21 protein-coding genes are annotated in these 25,410 nt (G+C 65.3%); 3 read left to right on the top strand and 18 right to left on the bottom strand.

Annotated elements, in window-relative coordinates:
- Window positions 1-4: 4 nt before the first annotated feature.
- The 11 genes from DIR46_RS14350 to DIR46_RS14305 form a co-directional block, all read right to left on the bottom strand.
- A complete protein-coding gene (locus DIR46_RS14350) occupies window positions 5-766 on the bottom strand; it encodes an ABC transporter permease (RefSeq protein WP_109345838.1) in 762 nt (253 codons plus the stop codon).
- A complete protein-coding gene (locus tag DIR46_RS14345) occupies window positions 766-1,689 on the bottom strand; it encodes an ABC transporter ATP-binding protein (RefSeq protein WP_109345837.1) in 924 nt (307 codons plus the stop codon). Before DIR46_RS14345 ends, DIR46_RS14350 begins: the two co-directional genes overlap by 1 nt.
- 162 nt (window positions 1,690-1,851) lie before the next feature.
- Entirely contained in the window at window positions 1,852-2,127 is a 276-nt protein-coding gene (locus DIR46_RS14340) for an STAS domain-containing protein (protein WP_109345836.1), read from the bottom strand.
- A 9-nt stretch (window positions 2,128-2,136) separates the two neighbouring features.
- A complete protein-coding gene (locus tag DIR46_RS14335; protein ID WP_109345835.1) occupies window positions 2,137-2,784 on the bottom strand; it encodes an MlaC/ttg2D family ABC transporter substrate-binding protein in 648 nt (215 codons plus the stop codon).
- Between the two features lie 54 nt (window positions 2,785-2,838).
- Complete coding sequence (locus tag DIR46_RS14330) at window positions 2,839-3,561, bottom strand: MlaA family lipoprotein (protein WP_109345834.1); 723 nt, start codon at window positions 3,559-3,561, stop codon at window positions 2,839-2,841.
- Window positions 3,558-4,031 (bottom strand): outer membrane lipid asymmetry maintenance protein MlaD, encoded by a 474-nt coding sequence (mlaD, locus tag DIR46_RS14325; RefSeq protein WP_109345833.1) that lies wholly within the window; start codon window positions 4,029-4,031, stop codon window positions 3,558-3,560. The genes DIR46_RS14330 and mlaD overlap by 4 nt, the downstream gene beginning before the upstream one ends.
- A gap of 40 nt (window positions 4,032-4,071) precedes the next feature.
- Window positions 4,072-4,854 (bottom strand): lipid asymmetry maintenance ABC transporter permease subunit MlaE, encoded by a 783-nt coding sequence (mlaE, locus tag DIR46_RS14320; protein WP_109345832.1) that lies wholly within the window; start codon window positions 4,852-4,854, stop codon window positions 4,072-4,074.
- Window positions 4,851-5,654 (bottom strand): ABC transporter ATP-binding protein, encoded by an 804-nt coding sequence (locus DIR46_RS14315; RefSeq protein WP_109345831.1) that lies wholly within the window; start codon window positions 5,652-5,654, stop codon window positions 4,851-4,853. The genes mlaE and DIR46_RS14315 overlap by 4 nt, the downstream gene beginning before the upstream one ends.
- A gap of 372 nt (window positions 5,655-6,026) precedes the next feature.
- Window positions 6,027-6,644, bottom strand: a complete 618-nt coding sequence (locus tag DIR46_RS14310) for an FMN-dependent NADH-azoreductase (RefSeq protein ID WP_109345830.1) — start codon at window positions 6,642-6,644, stop codon at window positions 6,027-6,029.
- Window positions 6,641-6,802, bottom strand: a complete 162-nt coding sequence (locus DIR46_RS26615; protein ID WP_162819517.1) for a hypothetical protein — start codon at window positions 6,800-6,802, stop codon at window positions 6,641-6,643. The genes DIR46_RS14310 and DIR46_RS26615 overlap by 4 nt, the downstream gene beginning before the upstream one ends.
- Before the next feature lie 11 nt (window positions 6,803-6,813).
- A complete protein-coding gene (locus DIR46_RS14305) occupies window positions 6,814-8,022 on the bottom strand; it encodes an NAD(P)/FAD-dependent oxidoreductase (protein WP_109345829.1) in 1,209 nt (402 codons plus the stop codon).
- A 96-nt stretch (window positions 8,023-8,118) separates the two neighbouring features.
- Between DIR46_RS14305 and pdxR the strand changes: the two genes are divergently transcribed.
- Window positions 8,119-9,627, top strand: a complete 1,509-nt coding sequence (gene pdxR / locus DIR46_RS14300; RefSeq protein WP_109345828.1) for a MocR-like pyridoxine biosynthesis transcription factor PdxR — start codon at window positions 8,119-8,121, stop codon at window positions 9,625-9,627.
- Between the two features lie 10 nt (window positions 9,628-9,637).
- Here the strand turns inward: pdxR and DIR46_RS14295 are convergent, their stop codons facing one another.
- The 5 genes from DIR46_RS14295 to DIR46_RS14275 all read right to left on the bottom strand — a co-directional run bounded on the left by DIR46_RS14295 (window position 9,638) and on the right by DIR46_RS14275 (window position 18,948).
- A complete protein-coding gene (locus DIR46_RS14295; RefSeq protein WP_109345827.1) occupies window positions 9,638-11,101 on the bottom strand; it encodes a glutamate synthase subunit beta in 1,464 nt (487 codons plus the stop codon).
- 24 nt (window positions 11,102-11,125) lie between these two features.
- Window positions 11,126-15,841 (bottom strand): glutamate synthase-related protein, encoded by a 4,716-nt coding sequence (locus tag DIR46_RS14290; protein ID WP_109345826.1) that lies wholly within the window; start codon window positions 15,839-15,841, stop codon window positions 11,126-11,128.
- A 250-nt stretch (window positions 15,842-16,091) separates the two neighbouring features.
- Window positions 16,092-16,802 carry a transposase gene (locus tag DIR46_RS14285; protein ID WP_109345825.1) on the bottom strand — a complete coding sequence of 237 codons (711 nt, stop codon included), beginning with the start codon at window positions 16,800-16,802 and terminating at the stop codon, window positions 16,092-16,094.
- 260 nt (window positions 16,803-17,062) lie between these two features.
- On the bottom strand, window positions 17,063-17,743 hold the full coding sequence (locus DIR46_RS14280) for a response regulator transcription factor (RefSeq protein ID WP_109345824.1): 681 nt from the start codon (window positions 17,741-17,743) through the stop codon (window positions 17,063-17,065).
- A gap of 113 nt (window positions 17,744-17,856) precedes the next feature.
- The gene (locus DIR46_RS14275; RefSeq protein ID WP_229446259.1) at window positions 17,857-18,948 is read right to left on the bottom strand and encodes a sensor histidine kinase; all 1,092 of its coding nucleotides are present in this window, start codon (window positions 18,946-18,948) and stop codon (window positions 17,857-17,859) included.
- 200 nt (window positions 18,949-19,148) lie between these two features.
- Here DIR46_RS14275 and DIR46_RS14270 point away from each other — a divergent pair, with 200 nt between their 5' ends.
- Window positions 19,149-19,397 (top strand): DUF3297 family protein, encoded by a 249-nt coding sequence (locus DIR46_RS14270; protein WP_109345823.1) that lies wholly within the window; start codon window positions 19,149-19,151, stop codon window positions 19,395-19,397.
- On the opposite strand, the gene DIR46_RS26610 is transcribed toward DIR46_RS14270, so the two are convergent.
- Window positions 19,366-19,599 (bottom strand): hypothetical protein, encoded by a 234-nt coding sequence (locus tag DIR46_RS26610; protein ID WP_162819516.1) that lies wholly within the window; start codon window positions 19,597-19,599, stop codon window positions 19,366-19,368. The genes DIR46_RS14270 and DIR46_RS26610 overlap by 32 nt on opposite strands.
- A 112-nt stretch (window positions 19,600-19,711) precedes the next feature.
- On the bottom strand, window positions 19,712-22,825 hold the full coding sequence (locus tag DIR46_RS14265) for a DEAD/DEAH box helicase (RefSeq protein WP_109345822.1): 3,114 nt from the start codon (window positions 22,823-22,825) through the stop codon (window positions 19,712-19,714).
- A 228-nt stretch (window positions 22,826-23,053) separates the two neighbouring features.
- On the opposite strand from DIR46_RS14265, the gene DIR46_RS14260 reads away from it, so the two are divergent.
- Window positions 23,054-25,408: a Tex family protein gene (locus DIR46_RS14260; RefSeq protein WP_109345821.1), complete on the top strand. Its 2,355-nt coding sequence runs from the start codon at window positions 23,054-23,056 to the stop codon at window positions 25,406-25,408.
- The last annotated feature ends 2 nt before the right edge of the window (window positions 25,409-25,410 follow it).

The raw sequence follows: 25,410 nt of genomic DNA, 5'->3' as shown, positions 1-25,410 counted from the left end.
ACTATTAATGGCGCAGATTGTAGCCGCGCTTGAGCAGATTGATCGCCACGCCCGTCAGCACCGCGAAGAACACGGTCACGACGGCCAGGCTGATCCAGGGCGAAACGTCGGACTGGCCGAAGAACCCATAGCGGAACCCGTCAATCATATAAAAGAACGGGTTGAAATGCGAGACGGCCAGCCAGAAAGGCGGCAGTTTTTGGACGGAATAGAACACACCGGCCAGGAAGGTCGCCGGCATGATCAGGAAGTTCTGGAAAGCCGCCAGCTGGTCGAACTTCTCGGCCCAGATGCCGGCGATCGTGCCCATGGTGCCGAGGATGGCCGCGCCCAGCAGGGCGAACACCACGATCCACACCGGCGCCACGAATTCCAGGTGGGCGAACCAGGCGGTGACGATGAATACGCCGGCGCCGACCACGAGCCCGCGCAGCACCGAAGCCAGCACGTAGGCCGACAGGATCTCGGCGTGCGACAGCGGCGGCAGCAGGATGAAGACCAGGTTGCCGCTGATCTTGGACTGGATCAGCGACGAGGACGAGTTGGCGAAGGCGTTCTGCAGCACGCTCATCATCACCAGGCCGGGGATCAGGAACGAGGTGTAGGCCACGCCGTCGAGCATCTCGACCCGGCCGTCGAGCACGTGGCCGAAAATCAGCAGGTAGAGCATGGCGGTGACCACCGGCGCGGCCACGGTCTGGGTCGCGACCTTCCAGAAGCGCAGCGACTCCTTGTAGAACAGGGTACGGAAACCGATCGAGAACATTACTTACCCTCCTCCATGATCTGGATGAAGATGTCCTCGAGATCGGCCTGCTCCAGCTGCATCTCGTCGATGACGGCGCCGTTCTCGCGCAGGCGCGCCAGGATCGGCTCGACCTCGCTGTAATCGTTCACGCGCAGCGTGTACTTGTTGCCGCCGCCGTTGCCGCTCGTGTGCTCGTCGTGGGAGACGAGAGGACGAAGCTCCAGCGGCAGGTCACCCGACTTCAGGTGCACCACCAGCTGCGAGCCCGACACGCGGCGCAGCAGCGCGCTCATGGTGTCCAGCGCCACCACGTTGCCGCGCCGGAGCATGGCCACGCGCTGGCACATGGCCTGCGCTTCCTCGAGGTAGTGGGTAGTGAGGACCACGGTATGGCCGCCCTCGCGGTTCAGGCGCGCGATGAACTTCCACAGGGTCTGGCGCAGCTCGACGTCGACGCCGGCGGTCGGCTCGTCGAGCACGATCACGGGCGGCCGGTGCACCAGGGCCTGGGCCACCAGCACGCGCCGCTTCATGCCGCCCGACAGCGCGCGCATGTTCACGTCGGCCTTGTCGGTCAGGTCCAGGTTGTGCATCACCTCGTCGATCCAGGCGTCGTTGTTGCGGATGCCGAAGTAGCCCGACTGCAGGCGCAAGGTTTCGCGCACCGTGAAGAAGGGATCGAACACCAGTTCCTGCGGCACCACGCCCAGGCGCTTCCTCGCTTCGCGGAAGTCGGAGACGACGTCGTGGCCGTGGATGCGCACCGTGCCGGCATCGGGCCGGATCAGTCCCGCGATGGTGGAAATCAGGGTGGTCTTGCCGGCGCCGTTCGGGCCCAGGAGGCCAAAGAACTCGCCTTCCTCGATGTCCAAGGAGACGCCCTTCAGGGCCTTGAAGCCTTTATAGCTCTTCTCGACGCTGTCAATCTGGATTGCTGTCATGCTTGTTGGATGGCGCGGCGCGCAAAGTGGTAAGCGCACCGGGGGACCGTGCGGAGAAACGGTCCATTATAGGTGAAATCGTTCTGTCAAGCGGACGGAGGGGAGAAATGCGCGAACGCGCGAGGCGGGCAAAAACAAACGGCGGCCATCGGCCGCCGTTCTTCAGGCTTGCGGCAGCAGCGTGTCTACCCCGTACAGGGCAGCCAGCTTTTGCACATTGTCCGGCACGTTCACGAAGGTGAGCCGGTGGCCGGCGTCCAGCGCGCGGCGCTGCCAGGCGAGCAGCAGGGCCACGCCGGACGAATCGGCCGCCTGCACGCCGCCGAGATCGAACACGGTCTCGCCGGCGCGGATCGCCGCCGCGCCCTGCTCCAGCGCCTGGTGGGCGGTCAGGAAGGTCAGGGCGTCGATCGACAGCATCGGGTTGGATTCAGCCATGTTGACGGATCACTTTGCCGGCGCGGCCAGTGGCTTGGACGCCAGTTGGGCGTTGCGCTCGGCCAGGCGCTTGATCAGGCCATCGATGCCGCTCTTGCCGATCTCGCTGTTGAAGGTGCTGGTGTAGGTCTGGACCAGCCAGGCGCCCAGCACGTTCACGTCATAGATCTTCCAGCTGCCTTTTTCGTTGCTCAGGCGATAGTTCAGGGTGATCGGCTCGCCGCGGGCGACGTTCACCTGCGAGCGCACTTCGACGTCGGTGTCGGTCGGCGAGCCGCGCATCGGCTTGAACTCGACGGTCTCGTTCTTGATGGTCGACAGCGCGCCGGCGTAGGTATACACCAGCAGGTCGCGGAACTCCTTGGTCAGTTTCTGCTTCTGTTCCGGGGTGGCCGTGCGCCAGTGGCGGCCGGCCGCCTGCTGGGTCATCTTCTCGGCGTCGACGTAGGGCAGGATTTTTTCGTTGACCAGGCCCATGATCTTGTTGCGGTTGCCGGCCTGGATGTCCTTGTCGGCCTTGACGCTGTCGATCACTTCATTGCTGATGCGCTTGACCAGCGCGTCCGGCGCTTCGGCGGCGGCCACCGGGGCGGCGACCAGGACGGTGGAGAACGCCACGGTGGCTGCGGCGGCGACCAGGTGCATGAATGGCTTCATAGGTTTCCTTTTGGTTGGCGGCGGCGACGGCCGCACGCACGGTTGATCTTGTCGTTATTGCTCGTCGGTGCTCTGGCGCGGCACGTCGCCGTCGTACACCTGGCTCTGGCGGCGCTGCAGGTAGCCGTCGCGCAGGAACTCGTAGCGGTCGAGGGCGGCGTCTTCGAGCAGGCTGGTCGCGTCGAGCAGGCTGGCGCGGGTATCGATCACGCGGATGCCGGCGCCGATATTGCGCCAGTTCGCCGGCTCCTTGTATTTCCAGATATCACCACCGATATCGGCCGGCAAGGCCGCGGTGTCACGTACGGTAGATGGGCCCAGCAGCGGCAGAATCAAGTAGGGGCCGCTCGGCACGCCCCATTTACCCAGGGTTTGGCCGAAGTCTTCGTCGCTCTTCTGCATGCCAGCCTCGGAAGCGATGTCGAGCAGGCCGAAGATGCCGAAGGTCGAGTTCAGCGCGACGCGGCCGAAATCGGTGCCGGCCTGCTCGGGTTTGCCCTGCAGCAGGTTGTTGACCGAGCTCCAGGCATCCGACAGGTTGCCGAAGAAATTACCGACGCCGGTCTGGGCGAAGCCCGGCACGACGTTCTTGTAGCCCGTGGCCACCGGCTTCAGGACGGCGCGGTCGACCGCGTCGTTGAAGGTGAACATGGCGCGGTTATAGCCTTCCAGCGGATCCTGGGGATTGTTCGCGGTGGTGGCGCATCCCGTCAGGACCAGGATGGCGGCAGCGGCGGCGCCGAGGCGCAAATGCGAGAGCGTGACGGCGTGGTTCATTCACTACCTTCCTTTCCTTCAGCAGCCTTGCTGTAGATAAATTGATTAATTAAGTCTTCCAGGACCGTCGCCGACTGGGTGCGAATGATGCGGTCGCCCTCCGCCAGATTCTGTTCGTCGCCACCGGCTTCGATGCCGATGTATTGTTCACCCAATAAGCCAGCAGTCAAAATCTTCAGCGAGCTGTCTTTTGGGAATTTATATTCACTATCCATATCGAGGCGCACCGATGCCTGGAAGCTCTTGTCGTCGAAGGTGATCTCACCCACTCGACCGACCACCACGCCGGCGCTCTTGACCGGCGCCTGCGGCTTGAGCCCGCCGATATTGTCGAAACGGCCCGTGATCGAATACGTCTGGCCGAACGACAGCGTCCTCATGTTTCCTGCCTGGAAAGCCAGGAACAGCAGCGCTGCCAGACCCAGCAGAACGAACAGGCCGACCCAGACGTCGATAGTTTTGCGATGCATTTTGAATACCCTACAGTAACCGTTTTAAGCGTTTATAAACTTATTTATTGAACATCAGGGCCGTCATGACGAAGTTCAGCCCCCAGACCAGCAGCGATGCAATCACGACGGTGCGCGTGGTCGCGCGCGAGACGTCTTCCGGCGTCGGCTGGGCCTGGTAGCCCTGGAACAGGGCGGTAAAGGTCACTGCGATGCCAAAGATAAAGCTTTTGATGACGCCGTTCAGTACGTCAGCTCGCACATCGACACCGGCCTGCATCTGCGACCAGAACGACCCTTCATCGACGCCGATCAGTTTCACGCCGACGATGTAGCCGCCCAGCACGCCCACCGCCGAGAACACGGTGGCCAGGACCGGCATCGCGATCACGCCGGCCCAGAAACGCGGCGCCAGCACGCGCTGCACCGGGTTAATGGCCATCATTTCCATGGCCGACAGCTGCTCACCGGCCTTCATGAGGCCGATCTGGGCGGTCAGCGAGGTGCCGGCGCGGCCGGCGAACAGCAGCGCGGTCACGACCGGGCCGAGCTCGCGCACCAGCGCCAGCGCCACCACCTGGCCCAGCATCTGCTCGGCGCCATACTGGTTCAGCGTGTAGTAACCCTGCAGGCCCAGCACCATGCCGACGAACAGGCCGGACACGGCGATGATGACCAGCGAATAGTTGCCAATAAAATGGATCTGCTCGGAAATCAGACCGGGGCGACGGAAAGCGCCCGGCGACACTTTCAACACATTGAAGAACGAGCGCACGGCGAAGCCGAGGCCGGCGAAGCCTTCGCGCACGGTGCAGCCGACCAGGCCAAGGACGCGGGCGATCATGCGCGCGCTCCCAGGCCGAGGTCGTCGGCCAGCGACGTGCCAGGATAGTGGAAGGGCACGGGGCCGTCCGGGGCGGCATTGACGAATTGTTTCACGTAGGGGTCTTCCGAGACGCGCAGGTCATCCGGCGTGCCCTCGGCCACGATCTTGCCGGCGGACATGAAGTACACGTAGTCGGCGATCGCGAAGCATTCGTGCACATCGTGCGAGACGAGGATCGAGGTCGAGCCCAGCGCGTCGTTCAGGTTGCGGATCAGGTTGGCGGTCACGCCCATCGAGATCGGATCGAGGCCGGCGAAGGGCTCGTCGTACATGATCAGTTCAGGGTCCAGCGCCACCGCGCGCGCCACGGCCACGCGGCGCGCCATGCCGCCCGAGATCTCGGCCGGCTTCAGGCGGTGCGCATTGCGCAAGCCGACGGCGTTGAGCTTCATCAGGACCAGGTCGCGGATGAGTTCTTCGGGCAGGTCGGTGTGCTCGCGCAGCGGAAAGGCGACATTGTCGAATACCGACAGGTCGGTAAACAGCGCGCCGAACTGGAACAGCATGCCCATGCGGCGGCGCAAGCGGTACAGGCCTTCGGTATCGAGCTGGTGCACGACTTCGCCGCCGATGCGCACCTCACCGCGCTGGGGACGGATCTGGCCGCCGATCAGGCGCAATACCGTCGTCTTGCCGCAACCCGACCCGCCCATGACGGCAATGAGCTTGCCGCGTGGGAAGTCCATACGGAGATTCGACAGGATGGAACGCTCACCGTAAGCAAAATGCAGATCGCGGATTTCGACTAGGTTCGACACAGCATAATTAATGTTTGGGGAATCCGGTATTGTAGTGCAGAAAGCTATTTACCTGCTTGAGGGACCCGATTTTACCCCCAGGCGGCGACGTACTATTACAACACTAATAACTAATGAGTCAGCTAATTGCACTCATAAGCCATTGTTTTTGTTGAGATATGTATGTTTCACAATATTGGTATTCTTGAATTGTATCAATAAGCTGCATCCAAAAAACGCCCGAAGGAGCTGGTTTAAGCCCCTCCTAATTACCGGACCGGTAAGGAAGGATTTTTGCGCCGCACCATAATCTGGGGCCAAGGTGACGAAATAGCAAGTGACAGAATATGCAATACTCTGTCGCCATTTTGTCAACGCAAGCTACAGTTCCGATCAGCCGCCGAAATGGCCGTCCACCTGAGTCCAGGCGCGCGCGCGCCCCTCGGCCGCCCGCTGCGCGCCCAGCGCCAGCCCTTCGGCCGAAAACACCGTCACGTCCTTCAGGCCGATCATGGCCAGGATGGCGCGCAGATAGGGTTCGAGGAAATCCGGCTGGCGCGCCCGCTCGCCGGTGCGGATGCCCCCGCTGGCCAGCGCCAGGTAGACCGGCCGGTCGGCCAGGTTGCCGACCTTTCCTTCGGGCGTCGGGCGCATGGTGCGGTTGATGCGAACCACATGGTCGATCCAGGATTTCAGGGTCGAGGGCACGGTGAGATTGTGCATCGGGGTGCCGATCACGAGGATGTCGGCGCGCACCAGTTCCTCGATCAGGCTGTCGGAGCGCAGCTGCGCGCCGTCAACACCCGGCTCGTTGGCGGCGCTGGACAGGGCCAGCGCATAGCCGGCGTCGATGTGGGGCAGCGCCGGTTCGTCGTCTGCGCCCGCCAGTTCGCGCACCGTGACCGAAGCGCCGGGATGGCGCGCCAGCAGCCGCTCGACGACGTGGTTGGACAGTTCGCGGCTGGCGGCTTGCGGGCCGAGCGGGCTGGCGCTGATGTGCAGGATGTTCATGTGTGCTCCGGGTCGGGATAAAAACGTCGGGCGAACTGCAGGCGCAGGCCGCACATCGCGAGGATGATCGTGGTGGCCAGCGGCGCCGCGAACCAGTGTGCCTGCAAGGTGGTCGACGTCGGGATGGCGCCGCGACGGGACAGGTCGACGCCGCTCATGCGCTTCCCATTCACGGAACGATGACGTGGTCGGGACGCGCCAGGGCAAAGGCGGCGTCGCGGTCCGGGGCCGGCGGATAGATCCACTCGGTGTTGATGGCGCGCTTGAGGGCCTTGCCTTCCTCGCGGGTCAGCTTCACCTGGCGATCCCAGCCCTCGGTATACAAGGCGCCCCAGGGGCCAAGATCCAGGCAGGTCACGTACTTCGGCTGGCTGTAGGCGTGCAGCGGCAATCCGACCAGCTCGGCCACCGCGTTGTAGCCGGCCACCCGGCCGAGGCTGAGCGCGTGCTGGCACGACATCGCGGCCACATTGCCCTCGCCGTTGGTGGCGGCGCGCGCCACGTCGCCGGTGACGTAGACGCCGTCCGCGCCCGGGGCGCGCAGGTAGGGGTCGGCGTGGACGCGGCCGAAGCGGTCGACCTCTCCGCCCAGTTGCTCGGCCAGCGGGTTGGCGCGCATGCCGGCGGTCCAGATCACGGTGGCGGCGGGGAAGCTGCGGCCGTCGGAGGTGACCACGCCGCCGGCGCCGATCGCGGCCACGCCGGCCGAGGTGATGGTCTCGACGCCGACTTCGCGCAGCGCTTCCTCGATCACGGGACGCGGTCCGGCGCCCAGTTCAGGGCCGACCACCGGCGCGTGTTCCAGCATCAGCACCCGCACCTTGGCGTCCGGGCCCAGGATGGCGCGCAGGCGCTCCGGCATCTCGGTGGCGGTCTCGATGCCGGTGAAGCCGGCGCCGACCACCACCACCGTGTCGCGCGCCTCGCTTTGCGGCCTAGCGGCCAGGCTTTGCAGGTGCCGTTCAAGCCTTTCGGCCTGTTGCAGCTGGTCGACGTTGAAGCCATACTCGGCCAGTCCCGGCACGTTCGGCGTGATGACCTGGCTGCCGGTGGCCAGCACGAAGCGGTCGTACGGCAGCGTGACCTGGGCCCCGCCGTTCAGCGCCACCGTGACCTGACGCTCTCCGGCATCGATCTTCTCGATGCGGCCGGCCACGTGGCGCACGCCGACGGCGGTGAACAGCGGGCCCAGTTCGGGCGCCATATTGTCGAGGGTGGCCTCGTACAGGCGCGGACGCATGTGCAGCGCTGCGACTGGCGAGACCACGGTAATCGCGAGTTCGTCGGACTTGCCGGCCACGAAGGCGGCGCGGGCGGCGGCGATGGCGGCCCACAGGCCTGCGAAGCCGCTGCCGGCGATGATGACGTTCTGGATCATGATGTCTCCTGGTTGGGTTGTCGATGGATGGATTGTGGGGGTAGACTGGACTGATGTATTGATCCAGTCCTCTCACAAACGATTGATCCACTTCCCATGACAGAGGCAACCACGACGCGATCGGGCCGTCGCGCGCTGGCGCTCGGCGCCCCGGCGCCCGGCGAGACGCTGCAGCGCTGGCTCTATCGCAGCCTGCGCCAGGCCATCCTCGATGGCCGCCTTGCGGAAGGCGCCCTGCTGCCCGGCACGCGCGCGCTGGCGCAGCAATACGCGATGGCACGCGGCACCGTGCAGCTGGCCTACGACCAGCTGCTGTCCGAGGGCTACCTGCAGGCGCTGCGCGGCAGCGGGACCCGGGTCAGCCGCGTGCTGCCGGACGCCAGCCTGCAGGCCGGTCCGGCCCTGGCGCGGGAACCTGACCGACCGCCGCCAGGCGTGCAGCCGGACGGCCCGTGGCTGCGCAACGTCGGCGAGCAGGTCCCCGCCTTCCCGCTGCGTCCCGGCAGCGGCCTGCCGCCCACCTTTCATCCGCACCGCTGCGACGTGCGCGGTTTTCCCATCGACCTGTGGCGGCGCCTGCACGGGCGCCACCTGCGCGCGTCGAAACTGGCGATCCTGTCCGAGAACGAAGCGGCCGGCCTGGCGCCACTGCGCGCCGCGATCGCGCGCCACCTGGACCTGGCGCGCGGGGTGGCGGTCTCGCCCGACCAGATCGTGATCCTGGGCAGCGTGCAGCAGGCGCTCGACATCTGCCTGCGGCTGCTGGTCGCGCCTGGCGAGGCGGTATGGATGGAAGATCCCGGCTATCCCGGCGCGCGCCAGGCCATGCAGGCCCATGGCGCGCGGGTGGTCGACGTCGCGCTCGACGAGGACGGCATGCGGGTGCACGAGGCATTGGCGCAAGCGCCGGACGCGCGCCTGGCCTATGTGACGCCGGCGCGCCAGGCCCCGATGGGCATGGCGCTGTCGCCGGAACGCCGGCTGGCGCTGCTGCACTGGGCGCGCGAACGGGGCGCCATCGTGTTCGAGGACGATTACGACAGCGAATACCGCTTCGCCGCCAAGCCGGTGCCGGCGCTGCGCAGCATGGAAGGGGCAGAATCGCACGTGGTCCTGGCCGGCACCTTCAGCAAGCTGCTGTTCCCGGCGATCCGGCTGGCCTTCGTCGCCCTGCCCTGGCAGCTGGTCGACCCGTTCATCCGCGCCGCCTCGCTGGCCGCGCGCAATGCCAACGCCCTGTCGCAGGCGGTGCTGGCCGACTTCATCGACGACGGTCACTTCGACCGCCACGTGCGGCGCATGCGGCGCGTGTATGCCGGCCGCGCCGCCGCGTTCGAGGAAGCGGCGCTGCGCCATTGGAAGGGCTTGATCGAGGTGCCGCCAGTCACGGCGGGGCTGGACGTGGTGACGCGGCTGGTGGCGCACGAAGAGCGCGATGCCTGGCAGCGCCTGAACGCGGCAGGCCTCACGGCATTTCCACTGGAGCGCTATTGCGCGCAGGCGCGGCTGGCGCCGTCGCTGGTGATGGGCTTCGCCGCCTTCGACGAGGCGGCGATCGGGGAGGGAGCGAAGGCGGTGGCGGCCGCCTTGCGCGGCCGGCCTTAGGTCCTGGCGCTCAGCGCGGCAGGCTGGACACGCCCATCAGGAACTCGTCCACGGAACGCGCGCACTGGCGGCCTTCGCGGATCGCCCACACCACCAGCGACTGGCCGCGGCGCATGTCGCCGGCCGCGAACAGCTTCGGGTTCGAGGTCTGGTAGGCGCCTTCGCCCTCGGTCGTGGCGCGCACGTTGCCGCGCGGGTCCTTCTGCACGCCGAAGGCGTCCAGCACCTGCTGCACCGGCGAGACGAAGCCCATCGCCAGGAACACCAGGTCGGCCTTGAGTTCGAATTCGCTGTCCGGCACTTCCGCCATCTTGCCGTCCTTCCACTCGACGCGGCAGGCGATCAGCTTCTCGACCTTGCCGCCCTTGCCTTCCAGGCGCTTGGTCGCCACCGCCCAGTCGCGCTCGCAGCCTTCCTCGTGCGAGGACGAGGTGCGCAGGCGGGTCGGCCAGTAAGGCCAGACCAGCGGCTTGTTTTCCTGTTCCGGCGGCTGCGGCATCAATTCGAACTGGGTGACCGAGGCGGCGCCGTGGCGGTTCGAGGTGCCGACGCAGTCCGAGCCGGTGTCGCCGCCGCCGATCACCACCACGTGCTTGCCGGTGGCCTTGATCTGGTCCTTCAGCTTGTCGCCGGCGTTGACCCGGTTCTGCTGCGGCAGGAAGTCCATCGCGAAGTGCACGCCCTTCAGCTGGCGGCCCGGGACCGGCAGGTCGCGCGGCTGCTCGGCGCCGCCGGCCAGGATCACGGCGTCGAAGTCCTTTTCCAGGTCTTCCGGGAAGATCGTGTCGCGCGCCATATTGCTGACCGTGGCCGGGAAGTCCTTGCCGATCAGGACACCGGTGCGGAACGTGACACCCTCGGCCTGCATCTGTTCGACGCGACGGTCGATCAGGCTCTTCTCCATCTTGAAGTCGGGGATACCGTAGCGCAGCAGGCCGCCGATGCGGTCGCTCTTCTCGAACACCGTCACGTCGTGGCCGGCGCGCGCCAGCTGCTGGGCTGCGGCCAGGCCGGCGGGACCCGAGCCGACGATGGCGACCTTCCTGCCGGTCTTGACGCTTGGAGGCTGCGGCACCACCCAGCCGTGTTCCCAGCCGGTGTCGATGATCTTGCGCTCGATCGACTTGATGCCGACCGGGTCGTCGTTGATGCCGAGCGTGCAGGCCGATTCGCACGGCGCCGGGCAGATGCGGCCGGTGAACTCGGGGAAGTTATTGGTCGAATGGAGATTGTCCAGCGCATGGCGGTAGTTGCCATGGAAGACCAGGTCGTTCCAGTCCGGGATCATATTGTTGACCGGGCAGCCCGTGTTGCAGAACGGGATGCCGCAATCCATGCAGCGCGCGCCCTGGACCTTGGCCTGGCCATCGGTCAGGGTGACGACGAATTCCTTGTAGTTCTTCAGACGCACGGGCGGATCGAGGTATTCCTCTTCCTGCCGTGCGAATTCCATGAAACCGGTGATTTTGCCCACAATGTTTTCCTTTGCTTATGGCGCTTAAGCGGCCAGTTCGATCTTGTCGTTCGCTTCTTCCATGCTCGAGTTGTGCATCTCCTCGAGGGCGCGCTTGTAGTCGGTCGGGAACACCTTGACGAACTTGCTGCGGCTGTTGGCCCAATCATCCAACAGGTTGCGCGCGCGCGTGCTGCCGGTGTGCTTGAAGTGACGCTCGATCAGGCGGCGCAGGATGACTTCGTCGCATTCGCGCTCGCCATTACGGGTCTGGCTGTGCCAGGCCGCAGGATCGCACTGCTCCTTCGCCGACAGCACCGGTTCCAGGTTGACCATCGTGGTGTTGCAGCGGCCCGCGAATTCGCCTTTCGGATCGTAGACGAAGGCCACGCCGCCCGACATGCCGGCCGCGAAGTTGCGTCCGGTCTCGCCCAGCACCACGACGGTGCCGCCGGTCATGTATTCGCAACCGTGGTCGCCGCAGCCCTCGACCACCGCGATGGCGCCCGAGTTACGCACCGCAAAGCGCTCGCCGGCCACGCCGTTGAAGAAGGCTTCGCCCGAGATCGCGCCATACAGCACGGTATTGCCGACGATGATGTTGTCGACCGCCCAGCCGCGGAACTCGGTGTTCGGACGCACGATGATGCGGCCGCCCGACAGGCCCTTGCCAACGTAGTCGTTGCCTTCGCCGACCAGGTCGATCGTGATGCCGCCAGCCAGGAAGGCCGCCGCCGACTGGCCCGCCGTGCCCTGCAGCTGGATGTGGATGGTGTCGTCCGGCAGGCCGGCATGGCCATAGCGCTTGGCGACTTCGCCCGACAGCATGGCGCCGACAGTGCGGTTCAGGTTCTTCACCGGCGAGATGAACGAGACGCGCTCACCCTTGTCCAGCGCGGCTTTCGCTTGCGCGATCAGCTTGTGGTCCAGCGCCTTGTCGAGGCCGTGGTCTTGCTCGCTCGTGTGGTAGAGCGAGGTGCGGCAGTCGACCTGCGGCTGGTAGAAGATGTTCGAGAAGTCCAGGCCCTGCGCCTTCCAGTGCCCGATCGCCTTCGATTTATCCAGCAGGTCGGCGCGGCCGATCAACTCGTCATAGGTACGGATGCCCAGCTGGGCCATGATCTGGCGCGCTTCCTCGGCGACGAAGAAGAAGTAGTTCACGACGTGCTCGGGTTTACCCTGGAACTTGGCCCGCAGGACCGGATCCTGCGTGGCCACGCCCACCGGGCAGGTATTCAGGTGGCATTTGCGCATCATGATGCAGCCTTCGACCACCAGCGGCGCGGTGGCGAAGCCCACTTCGTCGGCGCCCAGCATGGCGGCGATGACGACGTCGCGGCCGGTGCGCATCTGCCCGTCCGCTTGCACGCGGATGCGGCTGCGCAGGCCATTCAGGACCAAGGTCTGCTGGGTCTCGGCCAGGCCCAGCTCCCACGGCGTGCCGGCGTGCTTGACCGAGGACAGCGGCGAGGCGCCGGTGCCGCCGTCATGGCCGGCCACCACCACGTGGTCGGCCTTGGCCTTCGAGACGCCGGCGGCGACGGTGCCGATGCCGACTTCCGACACCAGCTTGACCGAGATCGAGGCGCGCGGGTTGGCGTTCTTGAGGTCGTGGATCAGCTGGGCCAGGTCTTCGATCGAATAGATGTCGTGGTGCGGCGGCGGCGAGATCAGGCCGACACCCGGCACCGAGAAGCGCAGGCTCGCGATGTATTCCGAGACTTTATGGCCCGGCAGCTGGCCGCCCTCGCCCGGCTTGGCGCCCTGCGCCATCTTGATCTGGATTTGATCGGCCGCGTTCAGGTATTCGGCCGTGACGCCGAAGCGGCCCGAGGCCACCTGCTTGATCTTCGAACGCAGCGAATCGCCTTCTTCCAGCGGGATGTCGACCATCACGCGGTCCTTGCCCAGGACCGAGGACAGGCTCTCGCCCTTCTTGATGGCGATGCCCTTGAATTCGTTCAGGTAGCGCGATGGATCTTCGCCGCCTTCGCCGGTATTGCTCTTGCCGCCGATGCGGTTCATCGCGATCGCCAGGGTGGCGTGGGCTTCGGTGCTGATCGAGCCGAGCGACATCGCGCCGGTGGCGAAGCGCTTGACGATCTCTTTCGCCGGTTCGACTTCCTCGATCGGGATCGCCTTGTCGCGGTCGATGCGGAACTCGAACAGGCCGCGCAGGGTCAGGTGACGGCGCGTCTGATCGTTGATCAGCTGGGCGTACTCTTTATAGGTCGAGAAGTTGTTGGCGCGGGTCGAGTGCTGCAGCTTGGCGATCGCGTCCGGCGTCCACAGATGGTCTTCGCCGCGCACGCGGAAGGCGTATTCGCCGCCGACGTCCAGGCTGTTCGCCAGCACCGGGTCGTTGCCGAAGGCCAGGGCGTGCAGGCGCAGCGCTTCCTCGGCCACTTCAAAGAGGCCAATGCCTTCCACGTTCGACGAGGTGCCCTTGAAGTACTTGTCGACCAGCGACTTGTTGAGGCCCACGGCCTCGAAGATCTGGGCGCCGCAGTAGGACATATAGGTGGAGATGCCCATCTTCGACATCACCTTCAGCAGGCCCTTGCCGATCGCCTTGATGTAGTTGTAGCTCGCGGTCTCCGCCGACATCTTGTGCGGCAGGCTGTGGGCCAGTTCGGCCAGCGTTTCCAGCGCCAGGTAAGGGTGGACGGCTTCGGCGCCGTAGCCCGCCAGCAGGGCGAAGTGATGGGTCTCGCGCGCCGAGCCGGTCTCGATCACCAGGCCGGTCGAGGCGCGCAGGCCCTTCGCCACCAGGTGCTGGTGGACGCTGGAGGTGGCCAGCAGCGCGGGGATGGCGACCAGGTCGGGCGACATGCGGCGATCCGACACGATCAGGATGTTGTGGCCCGACTTGACGGCGTCGACCGCTTCGGCGCACAGCGAGGCGAGCGAGGCTTCGATGCCTTCCTTGCCCCAGGCGACCGGATAGCAGATGTTCAGCTCATAGGCCTTGAACTTGCTGCCGGTGTGCTGGCCGATGGCGCGCAGGCGCGCCATGTCGTCGAAGCCGAGGATCGGCTGCGCCACTTCGAGGCGCATCGGCGGATTGACGTTGTTGGTGTCGAGGATGTTCGGCTTGGGGCCGATGAAGGACACCAGCGACATCACCATGCTTTCGCGGATCGGATCGATCGGCGGGTTGGTCACCTGGGCGAACAGCTGCTTGAAGTAGTTGTACAGCGGTTTCAGTTTATTGGAGGTGACGGCCAGCGGCGAATCGTTGCCCATCGAGCCAGTGGCTTCCTCGCCCAGCACGGCCATCGGCGCCATCAGGAATTTCAGGTCTTCCTGCGTGTAGCCGAAGGCCTGCTGGCGGTCGAGCAGGGTCAGGGGCTGCTTCTCGCCCTGCGCGTCTTTCGCGCGCGCCGCCATCAATTGCGATTCCGAGAGCTTGATCTCATTGAGCTTGATGCGCACCGACTTGATCCAGGCTTTATAGGGCTTGGCGTTGGCGAAGCTGTCCTTGAGCTCCTTGTCGTCGATGATGCGGCCGGCTTCGAGGTCGATCAGGAACATCTTGCCTGGCTGGAGGCGCCATTTCTTGACGATGCGCGATTCGGGGATCGGCAGCACGCCCGATTCGGAGGCCATCACGACCAGGTCGTCCTCGGTGATGACGTAGCGCGCCGGGCGCAGGCCGTTGCGGTCCAGGGTGCCGCCGATGTGACGGCCATCGGTGAAGGCCATGGCGGCTGGGCCGTCCCATGGCTCCATCATCGCCGCGTGGTATTCGTAGAAGGCGCGGCGGTTGTCGTCCATCGCGGTGTGGTTTTCCCAGGCTTCCGGGATCATCATCATCATCGCCTGGGCCACAGGATAGCCGGCCATCACCAGCAGTTCGAGCGCGTTGTCGAAGCAGGCGGTGTCGGACTGGCCTTCATAAATCAGCGGGAACAGCTTGTTCAGGTCTTCGCCCAGCACGGCCGACTTGAGCATGCCTTCGCGCGCGCGGGTCCAGTTGAAGTTGCCCTTGACGGTGTTGATCTCGCCGTTGTGGGCGATCATGCGATACGGGTGGGCCAGCGGCCACTCGGGGAAGGTATTGGTCGAAAAGCGCTGGTGGACCAGGGACAGCGCCGAGATGCAGCGCGGGTCCTGCAAGTCCTTGTAGTAGACGCCGACCTGGTCGGCCAGCAGCAGACCTTTGTAGACGATGGTGCGCGCCGACATCGACGGCACGAAGAATTCCTTGCCGTGCAGGAGTTTCAGGGCCTGGATCGCGTGGCCGGACGACTTGCGGATCACGTACAGCTTGCGTTCGAGCGCATCGGTGACCATGATGTCCGGGCCACGGCCGATGAAGATCTGGCGGATCACGGGTTCCTTGGCGCGGACGAAAGGCGACATCGGCATGGTCTCGTCGACCGGCACGTTGCGCCAGCCCAGCACGACCTGGCCTTCGATGCGCACGGCGCGCTCGATTTCCTGTTCGCAGGCGATGCGCGAGGCGTGCTCTTTCGGCAAGAACACCATGCCCACGCCGTATTCGCCGGGCGGCGGCAGTTCGACGCCCTGCTTGGCCATCTCGTCGCGGAAGTACTGGTCCGGGATCTGAATCAGGATACCGGCCCCGTCGCCCATCAGCGCATCGGCGCCCACCGCGCCCCGGTGGTCGAGGTTCTTCAGGATCTGCAGACCCTGTTCAATAATCGAGTGACTCTTGTTGCCCTTGATATGGGCGATGAAACCGACGCCGCAGGCATCGTGTTCATTGGCGGGATCATACAAACCTTGGGCAATCATGAGGCATTCTCCACAACTTTTCGGGGGTCGAACGCCGAGAATAGTGCACTGCAAAACGCCACGTCAACAAGAATAATTAGGGTCAGAGTCGAATTGTTTGACAACTTTTTGCCTTGGCGATTAATTGGGGACAGAGTCAATCGCAGCTGTTCGATATCAGTTAATGCGATGCCAAGTCATTGATGTTGCAGAGTTTTTGACAAAAGAAACGGCACGAATAACCGTGCCGTTGTGTCAGGAATTGCGCGCTTCAGGCTGCAGGGAGCGGCGGCAGGGGCGGATTGAAGGGGCGGCCACGCTTCGCCGGCAAGATCTGGCGTTGCGTTTTTTGCTCGAGTTCGGCCTTGAATGTGAGCGAGCCGAGGGGCTGGTTCTTGAGGATCGCGATCGTGATGAAATCGACCTCTTCGGTGCTGAGGCCTTGCCGGACCATGTCGATATAGGCCGCCTCGCGCTGGAACGGCGTATTGCCCAGTGCCCAGAACAGCGGGTGATCGGCGACCAGGGTGTCGGTGCGAATGCCGGCGTGGTGGGCATAGCTGGACCAGGGATAGTTCTCCGGCGCCACCGTGAGCTGTGCGCGCACCGGATTGAGCTCGATATAGCGGCTGCAGGTCATGAAATAGCGGTCCGAATCGATCAGCGAGGTGCGGAAACGCCCTTCGAACAGGCCGCCGCTGCGCTCGTACTTGTGATTGAACCAGGGAACGTAGAGCCGGCCCACCTTCTGCATCATCAGCGCCAGGCCGTTGGCATCACCGGGCGTGGCCAGCAAGTGCAGGTGGTTCGGCATCAGGACGTAGGAGTGGATCGCCACGTCGTAGAACTTGGCGCCTTCCTTGAGCCACACTAGGAAGCGCTGGTAGTCGGCCTCTTCGCGAAAGATCACCTGGCGGTTATTGCCGCGCTGGATGACGTGGTGCGGTTGCTCGGGAACGATGAGTCGGGGTTGGCGTGCCATGGCGTCTGCTCAAATGTTGAGCACACGATTCTACAATAGAAATCGACTCTGTCCCTAATTAATCGCAAGCTGCGGCAAAAATGCGCTGACTCTGTCCCCATTTATTGAGCACACAAGCCTGGAGCAATCACGGCCAAGCAATTTTGAATAAAACTGAGAAAAAACAGCAAGATTGCCAAAGAAATTGGCCAATAATTCTACGCTGACCCTAATTGTCCGCGTGGCTATTGGCCAATAATTCTACGCCGACCCTGGCCTGGTCAGGAGAGGGTGAAGCCGGCGGAGAGGCTGTAGCCTTCGCCGTAGGCGCTGCGCAGGGGGAGATCCTGGCCGAGGCCGGAACGGGCTTTCTTGCGCAGGCGGTAGACCAGCATGTCGACCCGGCGGCTGGCGTCCGGATCTTCGCCGCCCATGCCGGCCACGATCACGTGGCGCGGCACCGGACGGGTGTTGATCGTCAACAGGTGCAGGAAGTTGCACTCTTTTTCGGTCAGGTCGATCACCTTGCCCATCAGCTCGAGCTGGCGCGCGCTCACGCGCAGGGTCCACTTGCTCGGGGTCGGGGCCGGATCGGGCGGACGCACGCGGCGGTCCAAGGCTTCGATGTGGGCCGCCAGTTCGGGGAACTTGATCGGCTTGGTCAAATAATGGTCGGCGCCCAGGCGCAGGCCCAGGATGCGGTGGTCGAACGCCACCCGCCCCGTCAGCACCAGCAGGCCGATCTCGGGGTACAGCTGGCGCATGCGCGGAATCACGTTGAAACCGTCCTCGTCCGGCAAGCCAAGGTCGAGCACGACCACCGCGGCCGGGGTGCGCGTCAGCGCCGCCCACATTTCGCTGGCGGTCCTGGCGATCGTCACTTCATGGTCGAGCTCCTTCAGGAACTCGGCCATGTCGTCGGCGTATTCGCCATTGTCTTCAACAATCAGTATCTGCGTCATTCCTTGGCCATAGTGTTCTTTAACCCGACAATGATACCAATGGTAGCGTTATCCTTGCCGGGTTGCGGTCCGATTATCGTTGCTGAGCCTGTATGAAGCAAGGAGTTGTTTCTCTACAAGCTTAATGAGGGCATCCACAGGCGGAATTCGGCTCCCGCACCTTCCGCTCCCGCCGCCAGGCTCAGCACACCGCCATGCACCTCGACGATCGAACGCGCCATGTACAGACCGAGGCCGCTGCCGGCCAGGCCGGCGGCGTTGCGGCCGCGGTAGCCCTTGTCGAAGACCCGCGCCACGTCTTCCGGCGGCACGCCGGCGCCGCCGTCGATCACCGCCAGCTCGACCCCGCCGCCGCTGCGTCGCGCACGCAGGATCACGGGCGCCGACGGCGGCGAAAACGCCAGCGCATTGTCGATCAGGACCTTCAGCGCCAGCCGCAGGCCTTCCGGCTCCCCGCGCAGGGTCAGTGGCAGTTCCTCCAGCCGCAGCGCGGCTTCGCGTCCGGCCGCGCGGATCTGGGTGGCGCCGCTCTCGACAAGGTCGCGCACGGTGATCGTGTTCGGCTGGCGCGCGCGGCCGAGCGCTGCCATGCGGTCCGGCGACAGGTATTCGTCGAGCATCGCGATCAGGCGGTCGACCGCGGCGCCGATCTTGCGATAGCGCGTACGAGTGGGCTCGTCGGCGTGGTTCGAGGTCGCTTCCAGGCGCTGGATCGCGCCGTCGATGGTGGCCAGCGGCGTGCGGAACTCGTGGTTGAGCATGCTGGCAAAGCGTTTCTGCTCGCTTTGATGGGCGCGCCGCGCCGACAGGTCGCGCAGCAGGCCGACCAGGGTCGGGGCAGGGTCGGCCTGCACCGTGGCCAGTCCTTCCAGCGCCAGCGGCCGGCCTTCGGCGTCGAACAGGTCGAATTCGCGCTGGCTGCGCGCGCCGGACTCGCCGCTGGCCGCCTCGCGCAGCCAGGCCGCGAGCGGCGCCAGGGGCGAGACACCGTCGCCGTCGAGCGCACACTGCAGCGCCTCGCGGTCGAAGCCGCTCAGCGCGCCGAAGGCGGGGCTGAGATACACGAGGCGGCGCACCGGCAGCGCGATGGCGAAGGCCACGTCGCCGCCCAGTTCAGCGATCGCGCGGAACTGCCGCGCCGGCAAGGCCTCGTCGTCTTGGCTACCCAAGACGGATGACTGGACGGCGGTATCGGGGCTGGACATGATCGGGATCTTTCTTAACCAACTAGCAAGTATTCGAGGATTACCACGAAGTATATAGCTGTGGGACAATAGTTGTGAACTATATCGCCAAGATCATTTCATGATCTGCTCGAACGGTTATTGAGCACCAGGCGCCAGCTCAAGCGGGATACAAACAAATGCGCCACGCAGATGGGGAGTTGAGGGATAATTCGCGCACCATGAACGATACCGCAACCCTCCCCCCGCTTCCAGACCGGCTGTCGATCGACCCGAGCAGCCCTTTCCACAACCGTGACGTGTTCCAGCGCGAGATCGGCATTCGCTTCAACGACAAGGATCGCCATGACGTCGAAGAATATTGCCTCAGCGAAGGCTGGATCAAGGTCGCCGCCGGCAAGACCCTCGACCGCAAGGGCAAGCCGATGCTCATCAAACTCAAGGGCAAGGTCGAAGCCTTCTATAAATGATCCAAGGGCCGCATGCGGCCCTTTTTTCATCCACCACGCCGGCGCTCAGGCGAGCGCGCGCGATGGCCAGCGCCGACAGCTTCAGTTTCTCCAGTTCGAAGGCGCCGTGCGCGCCATTGCGGGCGGGGTGGTCGAGGCGGGCGGGGTGTCGGATGCGGTCGAGGCGCCGCGCTTGCGCCAGGAGCCGGTCGAACGGGATCACCGGGTACTGATCATGGCGCCAACACCGGCTGGCGGCAGCGAACGCGTTGCGCCTGGCGGAGGACATGCGCCACGAAGCTCGCGCTGTCCCACCTGGGCGCTGCCAAGCCGGATCAATCGTCCAGCGGCGCGAAGATCGCCTGCAGGTCTTCCTGCGTCAGCGCCATCTTCTGCGATTCGCCTTCGGACAGGATCGACTGCGCCAGTTCGGACTTCTTCTGCTGCAGCAGCTGGATTTTTTCTTCCAGCGTGCCTTTCGCGATCAGCTTGTACACGAACACCGGCTTGTCCTGCCCGATGCGCCAGGCGCGGTCGGTCGCCTGGTTTTCTGCCGCCGGGTTCCACCACGGGTCGTAGTGGATCACGGTGTCGGCCGCGGTCAGGTTCAGGCCCACGCCGCCGGCTTTCAGGCTGATCAGGAAGATCGGCACCGCGCCCTGCTGGAAGGCCGCCACCTGGGCCGAGCGGTCGCGCGTCTCGCCGGTGAGGATCGCGTAGCGGATGTTGCGCGCGTCGAGTTCTTCCTCGATCAGGCCGAGCATGCTGGTGAACTGCGAGAACACCAGGATCTTGCGGCCCTCGCCCAGCAGGTCTTCGACCATCTGCATCAGGTCCGTCAGCTTGGCCGACACCGCCGCCGTGTTCTTCTTCGACGGCATCGCCTTCACCAGGCGCGGATCGCAGCAGACCTGGCGCAGCTTGAGCAGCGCCTCGAGGATGACGATCTGGCTGCGCGCCACGCCCTTGCGGTCGATCTCGTCGCGCACCTTCTTGTCCATCGCCAGGCGCACGGTCTCGTACAGGTCGCGCTGCGGGCCGGACAGCTCGATGCGGCGCACCATCTCGGTTTTTTCCGGCAGCTCCTTGGCCACGTGGTCTTTCGTGCGGCGCAGCAGGAAAGGACGGATGCGGCGGTTCAGCAGGGTGCGGCGCACCGGGTCGTCCTGGCGTTCGATCGGATGGCGGAACTGCGTGTTGAAGGTCTTCTCGTCGCCCAGCAGGCCCGGGAGCAGGAAGTGAAACTGCGACCACAGTTCGCCCAGGTGGTTCTCGAGCGGCGTGCCCGACAGGCACAGGCGATGGCGGGCGTCGAGCGAGCCGGCTGTCTGCGCCGCCTTGGAGCGGGTGTTCTTGATGTAGTGCGATTCGTCCAGGATCACCAGGTGGTAGTGGTGCTTGCGCAGTTCTTCCTCGTCGCGCGGCAGCAGCGCATAGGTGGTCAGGACGATGTCGGCGCCGTCGATCTGGTCGAACAAGTCCATGCGCTCCTTGCCCTGCAGGAGCAGCACCTTGAGGCTCGGCGCGAAGCGCGCGGCTTCGTCGAACCAGTTGGCCATCAGGCTGGTCGGGGCGATCACCAGGGCCGGGCTGGTGAGGCGGCCGGCTTCCTTCTCGGTGAGGATGTGGGCCAGCGTCTGCACCGTCTTGCCGAGACCCATATCGTCGGCCAGGATGCCGCCCAGGTCGTACTCGCGCAGGAACTGCATCCACGACAGGCCGTCGAGCTGGTAGTCACGCAAGGTGGCCTGCAAGCCGGCAGGCGCGTCGACCTTCTTGACCGCGCCGAACTGGCTCAGCTTGCGGCCGGTCTCGCGCAGGCGCTCGCCGCCGGTCCAGCGCAGCTCGACGCCGCGCGCCAACTCTTCCAGGCGCGCCGCGTCGAGCGTGGACAGGCGCAGCTTGCCCTTGATCTTGTCGTTGAAGTACAGCTCGCCCAGGGTGGCGAGGATCGGCTTGAGACGGCCCCACGGCAGCGCCACGCGCACGCCGTCAGGCAGCACGGCCAGCATCTGGTCGGCCTCCAGATGGGCGGCCAGCACGCTTGGATCGAATTCGAGCGGCGCGCTGCGGATCAGCTGCACCAGCACCGGCAGCAGCGGCACGCGCTTCTTCGCCACCACGATGCCCAGCTCCAGCTCGAACCAGGCATTGCCTGCTTCGGCCGGCTCATCGATGTCGGCATACCAGTCTTCGACCGGCACGACGTCATACCGGTACTTGTTCGATTTCTGCAGGTGCCAGCCGGCGTCGGACAGCGCGTCGACGTCGTTCTCGGCAAAGCGCAGCCAGTGCGCCTGGCTTTCGAGCTGCAGCGCGCCGGCCATGGCGTTGAACGGGGCGGTGGCCGGCTTGCGGAAACCGATCTCGCCCAGTTTGTCGAGGGCGTCGCTCTCGGCCTTCGGGTCGCGTTCGATGATCTCGGTGAGGTCGCCGATCTGGCGCACCACGCGCTGCGACGGGTCGAACGAGACGCGCTGGCCATCGTAGTCGAAGGCCAGCACGGCGAAGTCCTGCCAGCGCGTGACGTTGCCGTCGGCGAGCTGCACGGCATCGAGCAGCAGGTGCGGGATCGGCTTGACGTCGTTGCGCAGGCGCTGCGTGAGCGGCTGCGGCAATGGCATCAGCCCCTGCAGGCCGTGGGCCAGCAGCAGTTGCGAGACGCGCTTCTTGTCGGTGCCGGTCAGGGCCGGGGCTTGCGCCACCAGGGCCTGCAGTTCGGCCAGCGAGATGTCGATGCCGCCGCGATTGAGTTCGAGCGGCCCGCAGGACAGGTTGTCGATGTACCACGGCGGGTCGGTCGGCAGCATGTAGTCGATCTGGTCGGCCGCGCTGTGGGTGGCGGCGCCGCCGACCGGCTCCACCGACCATCCGAGCTTGGACACGCGGCCTTCGTCGCGCCAGGCCAGGCTGGCCAGGCGGGTCGGCCCGCCCTGCAATGGATAGACAAGGCCGCTGGCCATGTCGGACCACGAGTTCGCCCACAGCAGCTTGCCCTGATCGAGCAGCATCTGCAGCAGGATCGCGCCCACCTTGCCCTTGGGTTCGGTGGCGCTGGTGCCCTGGGCCGACCCACTGCGCATGGCGATGAAGAAGCGCACCAGGTCGACGTCGTCGCCTTCGAGATAGGCGGGCGGCGCCGACAGCAGCGAGAACACTTCGCTGACCGGGCTGGCCGCGGCCACGTCGCCGTTCGGACGCAGGCGCGCCTTGCACAGGCACAGCGCGACGTGGCGGCCGCCGCTGGTGGGCGCCATGACGTAGACGAATTTGTACTGCGCGGCCTTGGGGTCGACGACTTCGTCGGTCAGCTTCGGCTGGGGATGGGCCGCGGCTTCGACCCGTTGCAGCCAGCTCACCACCGGCGCCGGAAGGGCCGGGGAACGTGCCGGAGCGCGGACCGGTGGTGCGTCGCTGGCTTTCTCGCGAAGATAATCGACTGTGGTCATTGGGTCTCGTGGCTTCGTATCAAAAAAGGCAATAAACGGCATTATCTCGCATACGAACACTTCCGTTTTGTTCGGAATCGCACGTAGCGGACAAATCTCATCCGTGCGCACTGCGCACGCTTTCTCGTCAACCGGTTGTTCTCTCATGTCCGCGACACGCTGTCAAGACTGGCGCATCGTCGATGAGGGCGTATCATTGGCCGCTTGATCTTCGATACAACGATTCACATGCTGCCCTCCATCGAACAACGCCTCGCCCAAGAACTCGCCGCCCGCCCGGCCCAGGTGGCCGCCGCCATCGCCTTGCTCGACGAAGGCGCCACCGTGCCCTTCATCGCCCGCTACCGCAAGGAAGCCACGGGCGGCCTCGACGACATCCAGCTGCGCCTGCTCGAAGAACGCCTGCGCTACCTGCGCGAACTCGAAGACCGGCGCGCCGCGGTCATTGCGTCGATCACGGAACAGAACAAGATGACGCCCGCGCTGTTGCAGGCCATCGCCCTGGCGGAAGACAAGACCCGCCTCGAAGACCTGTACCTGCCCTACAAGCAGAAGCGCCGCACCAAGGCCCAGATCGCGATCGAGGCCGGCCTGGCGCCGCTGGCGGAGACCCTGCTGGCCGACCCGACCCTGAATCCGGAAGACGTCGCGAGCGGCTACCTGCGCGAGGCATTCACCAATGCCGACGGCGGCGCCAATCCCGGCGTGGCGGACACCAAGGCGGCCCTGGACGGCGCGCGCCAGATCCTGATGGAGCGTTTCGCCGAAGACGCCGAGCTGCTGCAATCGCTGCGCGAATACGTGCAGGAGCATGGCGTGGTCGAATCGAAGGTCGTCGCCGGCAAGGAAGACGAAGGCGAAAAATTCGCCGACTACTTCGACTACAACGAGCCCCTGGGCGCGGTGCCGTCGCACCGCGCGCTGGCCCTGCTGCGCGGCCGCCGCGAGGGCGTGCTGGACGTCTCCCTGCGCCTGGATTCGGAACCCGAGAAGCCGAAGTGGGATGCGCCGCTGAACCCGTGCGAGGGCCGCATCGCGGCGCGCTTCGGCATCAAGGCGCAGGGCCGCCTGGCCGACAAGTGGCTGCAGGACACCGCGCGCTGGACCTGGCGCGTGAAAAGCTTCATGCACCTCGATACCGAGTTGATGGGCGCCCTGCGCGACAAGGCGGAGCAGGACGCGATCGGCGTCTTCGCGCGCAACCTGAAAGCCCTGCTGCTGGCGGCGCCGGCCGGCCAGCGCGCCACCATGGGCCTGGATCCGGGCCTGCGCACCGGCGTCAAGGTCGCCGTGGTCGACGCCACCGGCAAGGTGGTCGATACCGCCACCGTCTATCCGCACCAGCCGCGCAACGACTGGCATGGCGCGCTGCACACGCTGGGCCAGCTGGCGGCGAAGCACAATGTGTCGCTGATCTCGATCGGCAACGGCACCGGCTCGCGCGAGACCGACAAGCTGGCGCAAGACCTGATCAAGCAGAACCAGGAACTCAAGCTGACCAAGATCGTGGTGTCCGAGGCAGGCGCCTCGGTCTATTCGGCCTCGGAGTTCGCTTCGCGCGAACTGCCCGACATGGACGTGTCGCTACGCGGCGCGGTCTCGATCGCGCGCCGCCTGCAGGATCCGCTGGCCGAACTGGTCAAGATCGATCCGAAGTCGATCGGCGTCGGCCAGTACCAGCACGACGTCTCGCAGACCCAGCTCGCGCGCTCGCTCGACGCGGTGGTCGAGGATTGCGTGAATGCAGTGGGCGTGGACGTGAACACCGCCTCGGCGCCGCTGCTGGCGCGGGTCTCGGGCCTGTCGAACACGGTGGCCCAGGGCATCGTGGCCTACCGCGACGCCAACGGCGCCTTCGCCTCGCGCGCGGCGCTGAAGAAGGTTCCCCGCCTGGGCGACAAGACCTTCGAGCAGGCGGCCGGCTTTTTGCGCGTGGTGAACGGCGCCAATCCGCTGGACGCATCGGCGGTGCACCCGGAATCGTATCCGGTGGTCGAGAAGATCCTGGCGGACGTGAAACGCGACGTCAAATCGCTGATCGGCGACGGCCACTTGCTCAAAGCTCTGTCTCCGTCGAAGTACGCGGACGAGAAATTCGGCGTGCCGACCGTCAGCGACATCCTGAAGGAACTGGAAAAGCCGGGCCGTGACCCGCGTCCGGAATTCACCACCGCCACCTTCAAGGAAGGCGTGGAAGAGATCTCGGACCTGCGTCCGGACATGATCCTGGAAGGCGTCGTGACCAACGTCGCGGCCTTCGGCGCTTTTGTCGACATCGGCGTGCACCAGGATGGGCTGGTCCACATCTCGGCGCTGTCGAACACCTTCGTGAAGGATCCGCACACGGTGGTCAAGGCCGGCCAGGTGGTCAAGGTCAAGGTGCTCGAAGTGGACCCCAAACGCAAGCGCATCGCGCTGACCATGCGCCTGGCGGACGGCGCGCCGCAGGCGGGTTCGCGGCCGGAACAGCGCGGCGACCGCACGGACGCCAGGCGCGTGGCCCATCACGGGCGCCAGGAACGTTCGGCGCCGCAATCCAGCAATGCGATGGCCGACGCCTTCGCCAAGCTGCGCGCGAAATAAGA

The organism is Massilia oculi (genome assembly GCF_003143515.1).
GTDB classification, from domain to species: Bacteria; Pseudomonadota; Gammaproteobacteria; order Burkholderiales; family Burkholderiaceae_D; genus Telluria; species Telluria oculi.
This window is presented reverse-complemented; position numbering and strand designations above follow the sequence as displayed.